Below are 14,632 nucleotides of genomic sequence, written 5' to 3' on the forward strand. Positions count from 1 at the left end.
ATGTCCCCGGACTGTACAGTGGGAGAGGGCTAGGGTGAGGGCATCAGGCAGCGCAGTCGTTGCCTGATAGCCATTAACACCTCCTCCTCGTTTGTCCTGAATTCGTTATTCCAGAACCGTAGTATTTCCCAGCCGTTCGCATTCAAAAATTCAGTACGACGTGAATCATAGGTTTCGTTATTCTGATGTTGGCCACCGTCCAGCTCGATAATCAGCCTTGCCTTAAAACAGGCAAAATCCACGATATATGCACCAATCGGCATCTGGCGGCGAAACTTATAGCCAAAGAAGCGGCGTCCCCTGAGTAAATACCAGAGGCGTAACTCTTCGGGCGTCATTTGTTTACGGAGTTGTTTTGATTTTTCCATCCCCATACTCTGCCAGCCTTTCCCTTAGCCGGCAGAACGGGATGCGAAATCCTGAATCAGCATTCAGGAATCTTCGGCGAGGAACAGCTCAAGAAGGGAGTTTAAGAACAGCTTGCCGTGTTCGGTGATCTGCCAGCATTCCTCACTCTCGGTGAGATACCCCTTTGCCAGCGCTTCGTCAATCTGCGGACGAATCACCGATTCCGCCAGGCCAGTGTACAGCGAAAACTCCGCGCGCGGCGCGGCTTCCAGCAGGCGGAAACGGTTCATAAAGAACTCAAACGGCTTATCCGCCGCCTCAACGTCGTGCTGACGCTCCAGGTAGCGGCCTTCCATATACCCGCGCGGGTGGCGGGTTTTGGCGGTGCGAAGGATGCGACCATCCGGGAAGGTCACCTTGCCGTGGGCGCCGCAGCCAATCCCCAGATAATCACCAAAACGCCAGTAGTTCAGGTTGTGCTGACACTGGAAGCCCGGCTTCGCGTAGGCGGACGTTTCATACTGCTGATACCCGGCAGCGGTCAAAAGCTTGTGGCCCTGCTCGAAGATATCCCACAGCGCGTCGTCATCCGGCAGCATCGGCGGGCGGGAGCCGAACAGCGTGTTTGGCTCGATGGTGAGCTGATACCACGACAAATGCGGCGGGTTCAGTTCAATTGCCTGGCGCAGATCGTCCAGCGCCTCTTCCAGCGACTGATCCGGCAGGCCATGCATCAAATCGAGGTTAAAGCTGCGCAGCCCAAGCCCCGTTGCCAGGTTCGCCGCGCGCTTCGCCTCTTCCGGGCCGTGAATGCGACCCAGACGCTTCAGCTTCGGCTCGCTAAAGCTCTGCACGCCGATGGAGATACGGTTCACGCCCGCGCGCTGATACTCGACAAAACGGTCGGCCTCAACGGTGCCGGGGTTGGCTTCCATCGTAATTTCCGCATCCACCGCCAGGTTCAGGCGCGCACGCACGCCGTCCAGCAGCGTCTGCATTGCCGGGCCTGACAGCAGGCTCGGCGTACCGCCACCAATGAAAATGGTCTTAACTTCACGTCCCTGTGCGTACGGCACATCGGCGTCCAGGTCGGCCAGCAGATGTGCGACGTAGTCATCGTGCGGCACTTCGCCCTTCAGCGCGTGCGAATTGAAATCGCAGTACGGGCATTTCTGCACGCACCACGGGATATGAATATAAAGACTCAGAGGCGGCAAATTAGCCATTACGCAGTGCTTCCAGTAACAGTTTCAGCGCGCGCCCACGGTGGGAAATCGCACTTTTCTCTTCGCGGGTCAGTTCCGCAGCGGTTTTGCCCTCGGTTGGGACAAAGAAAATCGGGTCGTAGCCAAAGCCGCCGTTGCCAGCCGCTTCACGGGTAATCACGCCCGGCCAGCTGCCGTGACAGACAATCGGCGTCGGGTCTTCCGCATGACGCATGTAGACCAGCACGCAGTGGAACTGTGCGGTACGCTGTTCGTCGGGAACGTCCTTCAGGGCCACGAGCAGCTTTTCCAGATTCTGCTGGTCGGTGGCGTCCACCCCGGAATAGCGGGCGGAGTAAATCCCCGGCGCACCGCCGAGAAAATCCACGGCCAGACCGGAGTCGTCGGCAATCGCGGGCAGGCCGGTTACCTGAGCCGCATGGCGTGCTTTCAGAATGGCGTTTTCGATAAACGTCAGGCCCGTCTCTTCGGCGGACTCCACGCCCAGCTCGGTCTGAGCCACCACGTCCAGCCCAAAATCATTTAATAGCGAGGCCAGCTCGCGCACTTTACCGGCGTTACCGGTCGCGAGAACAACTTTCTGCATGGTTTAGTCCTGTTCTGTCAGAGCCTCGACTTCCGTCGGGATAGATTGCGGATTAAGGATTTTTACCTGTTTATGCCGCCCAAGTTCACCTTTTTCAATGATGACCTGGCTTTTGGCGACGCGAAACTGTTTTGCCAGATATTTGGTCAGATGCGCGTTCGCCTGGCCATCGACCGGTGGGGCGGTGATGGCGACCTTTAGCTCGTCGCCATGCAACCCAACAATACTGTCACGGCTGGCTTTCGGCTGAATATATAGCCGTAAAACCAGCCCGTCGGCGCAGGTGCTTACTGCACTCATAGCGCCATCCACAGCCCCGGCAGCAGCATATCGCCCGTAGACTGGAGCAGTTCGGCGATCCCCATGTTGATCACATAGAGCAGCAGCACCAGGATCATCGGGGAGAAGTCGATGCCGCCCATGGACGGAAGCAGGTTACGGATCGGACGCAGCAGCGGCTCGGCCAGCTGAATCAAGGCGTACTCTACCGGGCTACGTCCCTGGCTTACCCAGCTCATGATCGCCATCACCAGCAGTACCCAGAAGATCAGCAAACCGACGGTTTTGATCAGAATCAGAACGGCGGCAATCCAGATAATCGGCTGGAAGGTGATGACCATAAACAGCACGATGGCTTTGAGCACGCTCAGAATAAACGCCACCAGCAGCGAAGCGCTGTCGATGGGGCCCATGGCCGGGATAATACGGCGCAGCGGTCCGACAACAGGTTGCGTGATTTTCACGACAAACTGGGAGAACGGATTGTAAAAGTCACAGCGGGCCCACTGCATCCAGACGCGCAGCAAAAGCGCCATCGTGTACAGCTCAATGACCGTTGAGAGCAGGAAAGTCAACGTCTTCATGGCGTTCCTCAGGTTTCCTTATTATTTGGTGTAGTCGCGCGCACCGAAAATGGCTGTGCCGATGCGCACCATAGTGCTGCCTGCCGCGATGGCGGCTTCCATATCATCCGACATGCCCAGTGAAAGCGTGTCTACCGTTTCATAGCGCGCTTTAAGCGCCTCAAATGCTACAGCCATTTGCTGTGCCACGGCAAACTGCCTTTCATAACTTGACTCAGGTGCCGGAATGGCCATCAGTCCGCGCAGGGTTAAGCGCGGCAGGGCGGCCACCTCTGCGGCCAGCGCATCCAGCTCGCTCAGCGCAATGCCGGACTTGCTGTTTTCATCACTGATATTGATTTGAATCAGCACGTTAAGCGCAGGCATCTCCGCCGGGCGCTGGTCATTCAGACGGGAAGCAATACGCAGACGGTCGATGGTATGGCACCAGTCAAAGTGCTCTGCCACCAGACGGCTTTTGTTCGACTGCAGGGGACCAATAAAGTGCCATTGCAGATCCGACGTCTCCTGCTCCTGGAAGTAGCGAATTTTATCCACACCTTCCTGCACGTAGTTTTCGCCAAACGCCCGGTGACCTGCAGCAATCGCTTCTGCGATGGCGCTCGCAGGCTTGGTTTTGCTGACTGCAAGTAGCGTAATTTCTTCTGAAGCACGGCCGCAACGCGTTGCAGCGGCTGAGATTTTGTCCCGGACCTGTGCCAGGTTATGCGCAATGTCGTTCATTTTCCGAGGAGTAGTCTATGGATGTGGAAGAAATTGTGGCCCTTAGTGTAAAGCATAACGTCTCCGATCTACACCTGTGCAGTGATTCACCACCGCGCTGGCGCAGATTGGGCCGCCTTGAGCCGGCCCCGTTTCCGCCGCCGGATGTCGGGGCGTTGCTAAAGGCGTGGCTCAACGACGAACAGCAGGGCGCATGGTGGGCAAACGGGCAGGTCGATTTTGCCGTGACGGTCACAGGAGACCAGCGTCTGCGCGGCAGTGCGTTTAAGCAGATGAAGGGCATCTCCGTTACCCTGCGGCTGTTGCCGCGTTCCTGTCCGCAGCTCCCTTCGCTTGGGGTGCCGCGCGCTATTCCCGAACTGTTGTCCAGCGACAACGGGTTGATTCTGGTAACGGGAGCGACCGGCAGCGGTAAATCCACCACGCTGGCCGCAATGGTCGACTTCCTCAACCGCCATACTGACGGCCATATCCTCACGCTTGAAGATCCGGTGGAGTTTATGTACCAGAGTGAACGTTGCCTGATTCAGCAGCGGGAGATAGGCCAGCACAGCCCGTCATTTGCAGAGGCGCTGCGCAGTGCGTTACGCGAGGACCCGGACGTTATTTTGCTGGGGGAGCTGCGCGACAGCGAAACGATCCGCCTGGCGCTGACGGCGGCGGAGACCGGGCATCTGGTGCTGGCGACGCTGCACACGCGCGGGGCAGCACAGGCGATTGAACGGCTGGTCGATACGTTCCCGGCGCAGGAGAAAGATCCGGTGCGTAACCAGCTGGCTGGCAGCCTGCGGGCAGTGCTGGCGCAAAAGCTGCTTCCCGATCTTCAGGGCGGGCGCGTCGCGCTGTACGAGCTGCTGGTAAACACCGCGGCGGCGGCGAATCTGATTCGTGAGGGGAAGACGTGGCAGCTGCCCGGCATCATTCAAACCGGCCAGCAGGCGGGAATGCAGAACTTTGACCAGAGCCTGGCGGAGAGACGAGCACAGGGGCGGCTGTAGGCCCCTGCGTTAAAAGCCCTGTTCGAAGTAGCTTTCGAGGATGATAACGGCTGAAGCGGAGTCTACGCTGCCTTTGTTGAGCGCCCGGAAGCCACCGTGTTCAAACAGGCCTGCACGCGCTTCGACGGTGCTGAGACGCTCGTCGTGAAGCTTCACGGAGACGCCAAAGCGGCCATGGATTTTATTGGCGAATTTACGCGCGCGGGCGGTAAGCGGTTGCTCGGTGCCGTCCATGTTCAGCGGCAGGCCGACAATCACGTCGTCCGGCTGCCACTCTTTGAGCAGGCGCTCAATAAGGTTCCAGTCCGGCGTGCCGTCGTTAGCTTTCAGCGCCGTGAGCGGGCGGGCGGTGCCGGTGATCCGTTGACCCACGGCGACGCCGATGCTTTTGGTGCCGAAGTCGAAGGCGAGAAGGGTGCCGCTCATTACGCGTGCCCCGCTACGCCAGGCATGGTCAGAATATCAATGCCAATCAGCTTTGCCGCGTCACGCCAGCGATCGGCAATAGGGGTTTTAAACAGAATATTCATGTCCGCAGGTGCGGTAAGCCAGGCGTTATCGAGGATCTCTTGCTCAAGCTGGCCTTTCTCCCACGACGAATAGCCCAGCGCCACCAGCACTTCGGAAGGCTGCTCAGCGGTGCCCAGCGTTTCAAGCACGTCGCGCGAGGTGGTGATCACGGTGTTATCGGAGATGCGAATGCTGGAAGAGAATACCGGCGGGGTATGCAGGATAAAGCCGCGATCTTCGGCAAGAGGTCCACCCAGCATCACCGGTTTATCAAGCCGGATTTCCGGCAGGCGCGCTTCAGCCGAGATTTTCAGCTTGTTCAGAATCCCTTCAACCTGCAGGTTTTCCAGCGGTTTGTTGATGATAATACCCATCGCGCCGTCTTCATTGTATTCACAAATATAAACCACGGCGCGGCGAAAAATCGGATCCTGGAGAGCAGGCATGGCAATAAGAAAGTGATGCTGTAAATTCATTGTCAGAGGTACTGTTTCCTGGTTTAAAAAGCGACAGCGCCCAGTATGGGGATAAACCCAGGCGCTGTCACAGTTTATTTCTGTAAACGTTTTTCGATAGCGTCCATCAGCATTCCGGTGATCGAGATCGGGAACTCCGCTTCGATTTCGCGAATGCAGGTTGGGCTGGTGACGTTAACTTCAGTCAGGCGATCGCCGATGATATCCAGGCCAACGAAGATCAGGCCTTTGGCTTTCAGCGTTGGGCCAACGCGGCGGGCAATTTCCCAGTCGCTTTCGGTTAGCGGGCGCGGCTCGCCGCGGCCACCTGCCGCCAGGTTACCGCGGGTTTCGCCACCCTGTGGGATACGCGCCAGGCAGTAAGGCACCGGCTCACCGTCCACGACCAGCACGCGTTTATCGCCATCTTTGATCGCTGGAATATAGTTTTGCGCCATGCAGTAACGCGTGCCCAGCTCGGTCAGCGTTTCGGCAATCACGCCAATGTTCGGGTCGCCTTCCTTCACGCGGAAAATAGACGCGCCGCCCATGCCGTCCAGCGGCTTCATGATGATGTCGCCGTGCTTCTGCCAGAATTCTTTCAGCTGCGTTTTACTGCGGGTGACCAGCGTTTCCGGCGTCAGGTCAGAGAACCAGGCGGTGTAAAGCTTCTCGTTGCAGTCGCGCAGGCTCTGCGGCTTGTTGACGATCAGCGTCCCTTTCTCTTCGGCACGCTCAAGGATGTAGGTGCTATAGATGTATTCGGTGTCAAACGGCGGATCTTTACGCATCAGGATAACGTTGAGGTCGGCCAGGGCAATGTCCTGCTCGGTGCCGAATTCGTACCATTTGTCGTAGTTCTGCTCGACGTTAACGATGCGGGTGCGTGCGCGGGCTTCACCGTTGATCAGATAAAGATCGTTCATCTCCATATAGTGGAGCTCATAGCCACGACGCTGCGCTTCCAGCAGCATGGCGAAGCTGGAGTCTTTCTTGATGTTAATGTTTGCGATGGGATCCATCACGATGCCGAGCTTTATCATGTTCTTCTCCGTTAATACTTCAACCCAGATCGCCAAACCGTACCTGTAGCGCGGTTATGGCCGTGAGTGCCGTTGTCTCAGTGCGCAGAACGCGAGGTCCCAACAGAATATCAGTAAACTGGTAGCGCGCCGTCATCGCAATTTCGTCCGCCGACAGGCCGCCTTCCGGGCCAATCAGCAGGCGTACGCGCTCAACGGGCAGCGGCAGCGTATTGATGCTGGCGCTGGCGCGCGGATGAAGATTGAGCTTCAGCCCGCTATCCTCTTCTGCACACCAGTCCTCCAGATCCATCGCCGGGCGGATCTCCGGAATACGGTTGCGGCCGCTCTGTTCGCAGGCCGCAATGGCGATTTTCTGCCACTGCTGGATCTTTTTGTTCAGACGTTCCGCATCCAGTTTAACGCCACAGCGCTCGGAAAAAAGTGGCGTAATGAGGCTTACACCCAGCTCAATGGATTTTTGAATGGTGAATTCCATCTTTTCTCCGCGCGACATCACCTGCCCAAGGTGGATGTGCAGCGGCGATTCACGGTCGTCCACTTCGCCGCGCAAGACATTCACATGCACGCTTTTTTTATCCGCCCGCGTGATTTCCGCGTCGAAAACCTGATTAGAGCCGTCGAACAGCTGTATTGCCTGGCCAGCCCCCATGCGCAGCACGCGGCCAACGTGGTTGGCGGCGTCGTCAGACAGGGCGATTTCGCGGCCTGCGGTAATCAGTTCAGGGTGGTAAATGCGGGGAATGCGCATAGTCAAAAATTCCATATGTCATGCGGTATAAGCGAATTGCCGTAGTGTAGGTTAGCTCTTTTGCGCCTGGCAAGCCCGCTGGACGTACGGGTTATGATTCCCCTGGACTCTGGCGATACGTTCGTCGCGCTGGCATTCCCATTCCGTCACCGGATACTGCTTATCCCAGGCATTGAACAGCTGCGTCTGCTGGCGTGAAAGGTTGAGGTCATAACGGTCACGCATGTAGAAGTAGGTGCGGGCGATGCTGCCGCGCGCGCGGGCAGGGGGCTCGGCGACTTTCTCTTTGAAATCTACCTTCATACCGCACTGGCCGTACTGGCCTTCGCCACCGTTCCACTGGCTGTACATGAAATTGCCGCGGTCGCCGTTCACTTCACCAACCGCAGGCTGCAGGTTATGCATGTCGCTTTCCATCTGGCGATAAACCGGATCTTTGGCGCAGTTTTTACGTCCGCCGTCCTGCCAGCACTGGCGCTGGTGACCAAACTGCCAGGCCGGAACGACATGCTCCCACTCGATGCGGCTGGCGCGGTTTTCGTTTTTACGCACCTTATAGCCGCAGGATTCGAGGTCAACGACCCCTTTTTTGCCCTGCCAGTTAATTTTGCAGCCGCAGTAGAAATCGCCCGGCACATCGGCGTTCACCTTCACGCCTGCTGCCTTGGCCTGGGAAAAACTGTTGATACCGTCGGCCAGGGCCTGACCGGAAAGCGCCGTCGCCAGAAAAGCGACCGCGAGAGAAACATTACGGGACATCTTACACTCCGTGTCAAAACGAGCCCGCAACGTAACGAATGTTGTTCCTGTATGCAATCAGTCAGATCAGGAAAGTTCCTGAAAGTTCAGGTGATTACTCTGCAATCAGCGGTTCGCCGCATTTGACGCAGCGGTAGGTCGCCTCGCCGCGCACCACGCGGTTATGGCGGCGGACGGTAAGCTGGTGCTGCTGGCACTGGCAGCGGTAGGGGAAGGTATTGCGGCGTACCGATTCCAGCTCGAACTGATGGGTACGGCGCGCCGGAACGCCGAGCACCGCTTCCATCATCCACTTCCACTCTTTGCCGTGCGGTGCGACGCGGCCAAAATGCTTCCATACCAGAAGGTGCGCCAGCTCGTGCGGCACCACTTCTTCAATAAACGCCTGCTGGTTTTCCATCATCAGCACCGGGTTCAGGCGGATCTCGTACGATTCCAGCCAGGCGGTGCCGGCTGCGGTGCCGCGCTGCTGATAGACCAGCTTCGGTTCAGGGTAATTGCGGCCGAGTTTCAGATTCGCCTGGGCAAGTTTTTCCCGCAGGCTGCGCATAACGGCTTGCTGAATGGCGATGGGGAGACGGGGAGCTTTCATAGGGGTAGAGCATAAAGCGGGAAGCGGGGAGGCGCAAGAGGCGCCTCCCGCAAGAGGATTAGTCGTGGGCGCCGATTTCGCGCAGCGGACGACCTTTCATCAGGTTACGTTCAATATGTTCCAGAGAAACATGTTTGGTTTCTGGAACCAGCCAGATGGTCAGCACAATAAAGAAGATATTCAGACCGGCGTAGACCCAGAAGGTGTTGGCATTGCCCAGGGTGTTGAGCATGGTCAGGAACGTTGCGCCGACGATCATGTTGGCAATCCAGTTGGTTGCGGTAGAGCAGGTGATACCAAAATCACGCCCTTTCAGCGGCTGGATTTCAGAGCACAGTACCCAAATCAGCGGACCGGCGCTCATCGCAAACCCGACGATAAACATCAGCAGCATGCCAACCGCGAAGTACTGGGCGGTTGGGGAGTGGATGCCCACATGCATCATGGTGCCGAGGACGCCCATACCGGCCGCCATCACCAGGAAGCCCAGGGTCAGGGTTGGCTTACGACCCCAGCGGTCCACCAGGCCGATGGCGATAAAGGTCGCCAGCACGTTGGTCAGGCCCACAATAACGGTGCCCCACATCTGCTCGGTGGTGTTGGTGTAACCCGCCAGTTCAAAGATTTTTGGCGCGTAGTACATGATGACGTTCATCCCGGTGAACTGCTGCATCACCTGCAGCAGCACGCCGAGGAACACCGCCCGACGGAAGTTGCTGTTCTCTTTAAACAGCGCCCAGCCGGACTGTTTTACCTTCAGGCTTTCGCGGATCTCTTCCAGCTCGTTTTTCGCTTCCGCGCTGGTATCGCGCAGGCGGAGCAGCACGCGTTCGGCATCAACGAAGCGACGTTTGGCGGCAAACCAGCGCGGGCTGTCCGGCAGGAAGAAGACGCCAATCAGCAGGAGAATGGCCGGAATGATGATCACGCCGAGCATCCAGCGCCATGCGCCGCTGTAGCTGAACGCGGTATCGGACAGGTAAGCGCCGAGAATACCGATGGTGATCATCAGCTGGTACATGGAAATCATGCTGCCGCGGATTTTCTCCGGCGCAATTTCGGAGAGGTAGAGCGGGGCGGTGTAAGACGCCACGCCCACCGCAAGGCCCAGCAGCACGCGGGAAAGAATAAGCACTTCAACGTTAGGGGCGGCAGCGGAGAAGAGCGAACCGGCGACGAAGAGGATCGCACCGATCATCAGGCTCTTTTTGCGTCCGAGCTTGAAGGAGAGCCAGCCGCTGCCGACGGCCCCAACGGCCGCACCGAACATCATGGAGCTAACCACCCATTCCTGGGTATGCGCGTTAATCTGGAATTCGTCTGCGATGAAGGGAAGAGCGCCGGCAATGACGCCGATATCCAGGCCAAAGAGTAATCCTGCCAGGGCGGCGAGGAAGCAGACGAAGAAAGTCATCGCCTTGTTGGACGTACGCCCCTGTTTTTTATTGTCAGGCATTATGCCCTCCAGTTGGGTTATCAGTTTTATTGATGATAAGGGTAGGTGAGCGACCCGTAAAAATATGTGAGATTAATCACAATGGTGTAATCGGTTACACTAACGTGCAACCGTAAAAATTATTAAAGCTTTGAAAATATAGAGGTAAACGAGGTGATGCGCATCGCGTTTGTTTGAATTTCAGACTTAACTGAAAGGAAATGTAACAGCAGAAGAAAGGCGATCATGCAAAGAGATTATTCTGAAAGCGGAGTGGTGCCGGTGCGGTGTAATCGCTTTCAGTTGTGCGGCTTTAGCCGCCACCCGACATAAAAAAAGCCAGCACAAAGGCTGGCCTGTTTAATACACTCGGCTGTCGATTACTTCAGACCGGCAGCCTCACGCAGCAGAGCGGCTTTGTCGGTTTTTTCCCATGGGAAATGTTCACGACCAAAGTGACCGTATGCAGCGGTTTCCTGGTAGATTGGGTGCAGCAGATCCAGCATCTGAATCAGGCCGTATGGACGCAGGTCGAAGAACTCGCGCACCAGCAGGGTCAGCTGTTCTGAAGGCACTTTTTCAGTACCGAAGGTTTCCACCATGATGGAGGTTGGCTCAGCCACGCCGATAGCGTAGGAAACCTGAATCTCACAGCGGTCGGCCAGGCCGGCAGCAACGATGTTTTTCGCCACATAACGTGCAGCGTACGCGGCAGAACGGTCAACTTTAGACGGATCTTTACCGGAGAACGCGCCGCCACCGTGACGCGCCATGCCGCCGTAGGTATCAACGATGATTTTACGACCGGTCAGGCCGCAGTCGCCCATTGGGCCGCCGATAACAAAGCGTCCAGTTGGGTTGATGAAGAATTTGGTTGCTGAGCTCAGCCATTCGGTCGGCAGTACCGGCTTGATGATCTCTTCCATCACTGCTTCCTGCAGGGATTTCTGATCGATCTCTTCGGCATGCTGGGTAGACAGCACCACAGCGTCAATACCGACGATTTTGCCGTCGTCGTACTGGAAGGTGACCTGGCTTTTCGCATCCGGGCGCAGCCACGGCAGGGTGCCGTTTTTACGCACTTCAGCCTGACGCTGCACCAGACGGTGTGCGTAGGTCACAGGTGCTGGCATCAGCACGTCGGTTTCGTTGGTTGCATAACCGAACATCAGGCCCTGGTCGCCCGCGCCTTGTTCCAGCGGATCGGCACGGTCAACGCCCTGGTTAATGTCCGGAGACTGTTTGCCAATCGCGCTCAGCACCGCGCAGGAGTTGGCATCAAAGCCCATATCAGAATGCACATAGCCGATCTCACGCACCGTGTTACGGGTGATCTCTTCGATATCAACCCATGCGCTGGTGGTGATCTCACCGCCAACCAGAACCATGCCGGTTTTGACATAGGTTTCACACGCTACGCGCGCTTTAGGATCCTGCGCCAGGATCGCATCCAGCACCGCATCGGAGATTTGGTCAGCAATTTTATCAGGATGTCCTTCTGATACGGACTCGGACGTAAACAGGTGTTTTGCCATGTTTTATTTCACCTAAGAGGAATTTGGTTAGCTCAAGCTGCTGTGTGGAATAGCCAAAGGAGATAATTCTACCAAGGCCTGCAGGTTTTTGACACTGGCAGTATGAGTGTTAATCAGTATAGATGGATTAACATCTGGATGGCTATTTTAGGTCACTTCTTCGCCCGATTTCCAGTTTTTTTTGATTCATCTCTCACTGCGTTGAAATGGCTGCTGGAAATTTTTCCTGACGCTGCTGGCAACACGCGTATTTTTGTTTTGCTTTTTAGCCCCCTTCTCGGTATAAAACGCGGCGCGCGGCTCATATAAAATCAGCGCTCGATGAATACATCGTGTCGCCACTTCCAGCCGGGTTGAGCAGTGAACTTTTAGCTTTGGCTTGGGGTCCGTTTCATCAGAGGCGGCCGTGGAGGTGATACGAGATAATGAACCATCGTTTTCCGCTAATTCAGCGCTGCCGTTCTGGCGCGCCATTGATTCCCGCAACCCGCATTTCTAGTCTGCAAACCTGCCGATGTTATACCCATCTCGGCGCTTCTCAGGATTCAAGGGCCGGTTACGCTCTGTGAAAACTGAACAAGGGCGCTCTTGTTAATACAAGAGTTTTCTCGTGGTTTCGCCGAACCTTGTCATACAGAGTTCGGATACGTGTTTTACAATGATATGAATAAGAAACCGGTCGCACGGTCTGGATTTCAGCATACTCTGCTGGGAAACGGAGCCGTTTATGGGTTGTTATCGCCGTATAACGCTGCGATAGTAGTCAACTGTTTTACACTTAATACAAAGAGTTGAGGTTCGCTATGTCTGACGACATGTCTTCTTTTTCGCCTTCGTCAGCGGGCGAACAGGGTGTACTACGTTCTATGCAGGAGGTTGCGATGAGCTCCCAGGAAGCCAGCAAGATGCTGCGCACTTACAATATTGCCTGGTGGGGCAATAACTACTACGACGTCAACGAGCTGGGCCACATCAGCGTCTGCCCGGACCCGGACGTCCCTGAAGCGCGCGTGGATCTCGCTAAGCTGGTGAAAGCCCGTGAAGCGCAGGGCCAGCGTTTGCCTGCACTGTTCTGCTTCCCGCAGATCCTGCAACATCGCCTACGTTCCATTAACGCCGCGTTCAAGCGCGCGCGTGAATCCTACGGCTATAACGGCGACTACTTCCTGGTTTACCCGATCAAGGTGAACCAGCACCGCCGCGTAATCGAATCCCTGATCCACTCCGGCGAACCGCTGGGACTGGAAGCAGGCTCCAAAGCGGAGCTGATGGCGGTTCTGGCGCACGCAGGCATGACCCGGTCGGTGATCGTCTGTAACGGCTATAAAGACCGCGAATACATTCGTCTGGCGCTGATTGGCGAGAAGATGGGCCACAAGGTCTATCTGGTGATCGAGAAGATGACCGAAATTGCCATCGTGCTGGAAGAGGCCGAGCGTCTGAACGTGATCCCACGCCTCGGCGTGCGTGCGCGTCTGGCGTCGCAGGGTTCCGGTAAATGGCAGTCTTCCGGCGGTGAAAAATCCAAGTTCGGCCTCGCGGCGAACCAGGTGCTGCAGCTGGTGGAGATCCTGCGCGAGCGCGGTCGTCTGGACAGCATTCAGCTGCTGCACTTCCACCTTGGCTCGCAGATGGCCAATATTCGCGACATCGCCACCGGCGTGCGTGAGTCCGCGCGTTTCTACGTTGAGCTTCACAAGCTTGGCGTGAATATTCAGTGCTTCGACGTGGGCGGTGGCCTGGGCGTGGACTACGAAGGAACCCGCTCGCAGTCCGACTGCTCGGTGAACTACGGCCTGAACGAATACGCCAACAACATCATCTGGGCGATTGGCGATGCCTGCGAAGAGCACGGCCTGCCGCACCCGACAGTGATCACCGAATCTGGCCGCGCGGTTACCGCGCACCATACGGTGCTGGTGTCTAACATCATCGGCGTCGAGCGCAGCGAAATCACCGAAGCTACGCCTCCGGCAGACGATGCCCCACGTTCCCTGCAAAGCATGTGGGAAACCTGGCAGGAAATGCACGAGCCGGGCACGCGCCGTTCCCTGCGCGAATGGCTGCACGACAGCCAGATGGACCTGCACGATATCCACGTCGGCTACTCGTCAGGCACCTTCAGCCTGCAGGAGCGCGCGTGGGCGGAGCAGCTCTATCTGAACATGTGCCATGAAGTGCAGAAACAGCTCGACCCGAGCAACCGCGCGCATCGTCCGATTATCGACGAGTTGCAGGAGCGTATGGCGGACAAAATGTACGTCAACTTCTCCCTGTTCCAGTCGATGCCGGATGCCTGGGGTATCGACCAGCTCTTCCCGGTTCTGCCGCTGGAAGGGCTGAACCACGCCCCGGAACGTCGCGCAGTGCTGCTGGACATCACCTGTGACTCTGACGGCGCGATTGACCACTACGTTGACGGTGACGGTATCGCAACGACGATGCCAATGCCGGAGTACGATCCGGAGAACCCGCCCATGCTGGGCTTCTTTATGGTGGGTGCGTATCAGGAGATCCTCGGCAACATGCACAACCTGTTCGGCGATACCGAAGCGGTTGACGTGTTTGTCTTCCCTGACGGCAGCGTCGAGGTTGAGCTGTCCGACGAAGGGGACACCGTGGCGGATATGCTGGAATACGTGCAGCTGGATCCGAAAAAACTGCTTACCCAGTTCCGCGACCAGGTGAAAAACACCGGTCTGGACGATACCTTGCAGCAGCAGTTCCTGGAAGAGTTTGAAGCGGGTCTGTACGGGTACACCTACCTGGAAGACGAGTAGTAAAACCTCCCTCTCCCGGTGGGCTGAG

General features: G+C 56.9%; 18 protein-coding genes. 3 read left to right on the top strand and 15 right to left on the bottom strand.

Translation table 11 applies throughout. The annotated features are described in order from the left end of the window. Nucleotides 1-29: 29 nt before the first annotated feature. The 6 genes from IM273_RS10485 to IM273_RS10510 all read right to left on the bottom strand — a co-directional run bounded on the left by IM273_RS10485 (nucleotide 30) and on the right by IM273_RS10510 (nucleotide 3,746). The gene (locus tag IM273_RS10485; RefSeq protein ID WP_192987102.1) at nucleotides 30-368 is read right to left on the bottom strand and encodes an endonuclease domain-containing protein; all 339 of its coding nucleotides are present in this window, start codon (nucleotides 366-368) and stop codon (nucleotides 30-32) included. Between the two features lie 63 nt (nucleotides 369-431). After that, the gene (gene hemW, locus IM273_RS10490; protein WP_193051900.1) at nucleotides 432-1,574 is read right to left on the bottom strand and encodes a radical SAM family heme chaperone HemW; all 1,143 of its coding nucleotides are present in this window, start codon (nucleotides 1,572-1,574) and stop codon (nucleotides 432-434) included. Beyond that, complete coding sequence (locus IM273_RS10495; RefSeq protein ID WP_010435473.1) at nucleotides 1,567-2,160, bottom strand: XTP/dITP diphosphatase; 594 nt, start codon at nucleotides 2,158-2,160, stop codon at nucleotides 1,567-1,569. The genes hemW and IM273_RS10495 overlap by 8 nt, the downstream gene beginning before the upstream one ends. A gap of 3 nt (nucleotides 2,161-2,163) precedes the next feature. After that, entirely contained in the window at nucleotides 2,164-2,460 is a 297-nt protein-coding gene (gene yggU / locus IM273_RS10500; RefSeq protein WP_193051901.1) for a DUF167 family protein YggU, read from the bottom strand. Further along, a complete protein-coding gene (locus tag IM273_RS10505; protein ID WP_045260768.1) occupies nucleotides 2,457-3,023 on the bottom strand; it encodes a YggT family protein in 567 nt (188 codons plus the stop codon). The genes yggU and IM273_RS10505 overlap by 4 nt, the downstream gene beginning before the upstream one ends. Nucleotides 3,024-3,044: 21 nt before the next feature. Next, nucleotides 3,045-3,746 carry a YggS family pyridoxal phosphate-dependent enzyme gene (locus IM273_RS10510; RefSeq protein ID WP_047367421.1) on the bottom strand — a complete coding sequence of 234 codons (702 nt, stop codon included), beginning with the start codon at nucleotides 3,744-3,746 and terminating at the stop codon, nucleotides 3,045-3,047. Between the two features lie 17 nt (nucleotides 3,747-3,763). Between IM273_RS10510 and IM273_RS10515 the strand changes: the two genes are divergently transcribed. Beyond that, nucleotides 3,764-4,744 (top strand): type IV pilus twitching motility protein PilT, encoded by a 981-nt coding sequence (locus IM273_RS10515; RefSeq protein ID WP_193051902.1) that lies wholly within the window; start codon nucleotides 3,764-3,766, stop codon nucleotides 4,742-4,744. 9 nt (nucleotides 4,745-4,753) lie between these two features. Here IM273_RS10515 and ruvX read toward each other — a convergent pair whose 3' ends face one another. From ruvX to IM273_RS22640, 9 genes are all read right to left on the bottom strand, one after another. Then, the gene (gene ruvX, locus IM273_RS10520) at nucleotides 4,754-5,170 is read right to left on the bottom strand and encodes a Holliday junction resolvase RuvX (protein ID WP_021242076.1); all 417 of its coding nucleotides are present in this window, start codon (nucleotides 5,168-5,170) and stop codon (nucleotides 4,754-4,756) included. After that, on the bottom strand, nucleotides 5,170-5,730 hold the full coding sequence (locus IM273_RS10525) for a YqgE/AlgH family protein (protein ID WP_193051903.1): 561 nt from the start codon (nucleotides 5,728-5,730) through the stop codon (nucleotides 5,170-5,172). Before IM273_RS10525 ends, ruvX begins: the two co-directional genes overlap by 1 nt. Before the next feature lie 74 nt (nucleotides 5,731-5,804). Then, entirely contained in the window at nucleotides 5,805-6,752 is a 948-nt protein-coding gene (gene gshB / locus IM273_RS10530) for a glutathione synthase (protein WP_041908326.1), read from the bottom strand. A gap of 19 nt (nucleotides 6,753-6,771) precedes the next feature. After that, nucleotides 6,772-7,503: a 16S rRNA (uracil(1498)-N(3))-methyltransferase gene (gene rsmE / locus IM273_RS10535; RefSeq protein ID WP_041908327.1), complete on the bottom strand. Its 732-nt coding sequence runs from the start codon at nucleotides 7,501-7,503 to the stop codon at nucleotides 6,772-6,774. A 51-nt stretch (nucleotides 7,504-7,554) separates the two neighbouring features. Beyond that, nucleotides 7,555-8,262, bottom strand: coding sequence for a deoxyribonuclease I (gene endA, locus IM273_RS10540; RefSeq protein WP_028014365.1), 708 nt, complete (start codon nucleotides 8,260-8,262; stop codon nucleotides 7,555-7,557). Nucleotides 8,263-8,356: 94 nt separating this feature from the next. Continuing rightward, entirely contained in the window at nucleotides 8,357-8,854 is a 498-nt protein-coding gene (locus IM273_RS10545) for a SprT family zinc-dependent metalloprotease (RefSeq protein ID WP_028014364.1), read from the bottom strand. Between the two features lie 58 nt (nucleotides 8,855-8,912). Next, complete coding sequence (gene galP / locus IM273_RS10550; protein WP_028014363.1) at nucleotides 8,913-10,310, bottom strand: galactose/proton symporter; 1,398 nt, start codon at nucleotides 10,308-10,310, stop codon at nucleotides 8,913-8,915. A 359-nt stretch (nucleotides 10,311-10,669) separates the two neighbouring features. Then, nucleotides 10,670-11,824 carry a methionine adenosyltransferase gene (metK, locus tag IM273_RS10555; RefSeq protein WP_041908329.1) on the bottom strand — a complete coding sequence of 385 codons (1,155 nt, stop codon included), beginning with the start codon at nucleotides 11,822-11,824 and terminating at the stop codon, nucleotides 10,670-10,672. A 186-nt stretch (nucleotides 11,825-12,010) separates the two neighbouring features. Continuing rightward, nucleotides 12,011-12,298 (bottom strand): hypothetical protein, encoded by a 288-nt coding sequence (locus tag IM273_RS22640; RefSeq protein WP_041908330.1) that lies wholly within the window; start codon nucleotides 12,296-12,298, stop codon nucleotides 12,011-12,013. Nucleotides 12,299-12,487: 189 nt separating this feature from the next. Here IM273_RS22640 and yqgB point away from each other — a divergent pair, with 189 nt between their 5' ends. Together yqgB and speA are read left to right on the top strand one after the other, a co-directional pair. Further along, the gene (gene yqgB / locus IM273_RS10570; RefSeq protein ID WP_127312443.1) at nucleotides 12,488-12,619 is read left to right on the top strand and encodes an acid stress response protein YqgB; all 132 of its coding nucleotides are present in this window, start codon (nucleotides 12,488-12,490) and stop codon (nucleotides 12,617-12,619) included. An 8-nt stretch (nucleotides 12,620-12,627) separates the two neighbouring features. Continuing rightward, a complete protein-coding gene (gene speA, locus IM273_RS10575; RefSeq protein ID WP_136343759.1) occupies nucleotides 12,628-14,604 on the top strand; it encodes a biosynthetic arginine decarboxylase in 1,977 nt (658 codons plus the stop codon). The last annotated feature ends 28 nt before the right edge of the window (nucleotides 14,605-14,632 follow it).

The organism is Enterobacter cloacae complex sp. P13B (assembly GCF_014895915.1).
GTDB classification, from domain to species: Bacteria; Pseudomonadota; Gammaproteobacteria; order Enterobacterales; family Enterobacteriaceae; genus Enterobacter; species Enterobacter bugandensis.

What these genes read in the sequence shown, in the direction of transcription:
- IM273_RS10485 (WP_192987102.1), bottom strand. Translation starts at nt 368, where the DNA reads ATGGAAAAATCAAAACAACTCCGTAAACAAATGACGCCCGAAGAGTTA.
- hemW (WP_193051900.1), bottom strand. Translation starts at nt 1,574, where the DNA reads ATGGCTAATTTGCCGCCTCTGAGTCTTTATATTCATATCCCGTGGTGC.
- IM273_RS10495 (WP_010435473.1), bottom strand. Translation starts at nt 2,160, where the DNA reads ATGCAGAAAGTTGTTCTCGCGACCGGTAACGCCGGTAAAGTGCGCGAG.
- yggU (WP_193051901.1), bottom strand. Translation starts at nt 2,460, where the DNA reads ATGAGTGCAGTAAGCACCTGCGCCGACGGGCTGGTTTTACGGCTATAT.
- IM273_RS10505 (WP_045260768.1), bottom strand. Translation starts at nt 3,023, where the DNA reads ATGAAGACGTTGACTTTCCTGCTCTCAACGGTCATTGAGCTGTACACG.
- IM273_RS10510 (WP_047367421.1), bottom strand. Translation starts at nt 3,746, where the DNA reads ATGAACGACATTGCGCATAACCTGGCACAGGTCCGGGACAAAATCTCA.
- IM273_RS10515 (WP_193051902.1), top strand. Translation starts at nt 3,764, where the DNA reads ATGGATGTGGAAGAAATTGTGGCCCTTAGTGTAAAGCATAACGTCTCC.
- ruvX (WP_021242076.1), bottom strand. Translation starts at nt 5,170, where the DNA reads ATGAGCGGCACCCTTCTCGCCTTCGACTTCGGCACCAAAAGCATCGGC.
- IM273_RS10525 (WP_193051903.1), bottom strand. Translation starts at nt 5,730, where the DNA reads ATGAATTTACAGCATCACTTTCTTATTGCCATGCCTGCTCTCCAGGAT.
- gshB (WP_041908326.1), bottom strand. Translation starts at nt 6,752, where the DNA reads ATGATAAAGCTCGGCATCGTGATGGATCCCATCGCAAACATTAACATC.
- rsmE (WP_041908327.1), bottom strand. Translation starts at nt 7,503, where the DNA reads ATGCGCATTCCCCGCATTTACCACCCTGAACTGATTACCGCAGGCCGC.
- endA (WP_028014365.1), bottom strand. Translation starts at nt 8,262, where the DNA reads ATGTCCCGTAATGTTTCTCTCGCGGTCGCTTTTCTGGCGACGGCGCTT.
- IM273_RS10545 (WP_028014364.1), bottom strand. Translation starts at nt 8,854, where the DNA reads ATGAAAGCTCCCCGTCTCCCCATCGCCATTCAGCAAGCCGTTATGCGC.
- galP (WP_028014363.1), bottom strand. Translation starts at nt 10,310, where the DNA reads ATGCCTGACAATAAAAAACAGGGGCGTACGTCCAACAAGGCGATGACT.
- metK (WP_041908329.1), bottom strand. Translation starts at nt 11,824, where the DNA reads ATGGCAAAACACCTGTTTACGTCCGAGTCCGTATCAGAAGGACATCCT.
- IM273_RS22640 (WP_041908330.1), bottom strand. Translation starts at nt 12,298, where the DNA reads ATGGCGCGCCAGAACGGCAGCGCTGAATTAGCGGAAAACGATGGTTCA.
- yqgB (WP_127312443.1), top strand. Translation starts at nt 12,488, where the DNA reads ATGAATAAGAAACCGGTCGCACGGTCTGGATTTCAGCATACTCTGCTG.
- speA (WP_136343759.1), top strand. Translation starts at nt 12,628, where the DNA reads ATGTCTGACGACATGTCTTCTTTTTCGCCTTCGTCAGCGGGCGAACAG.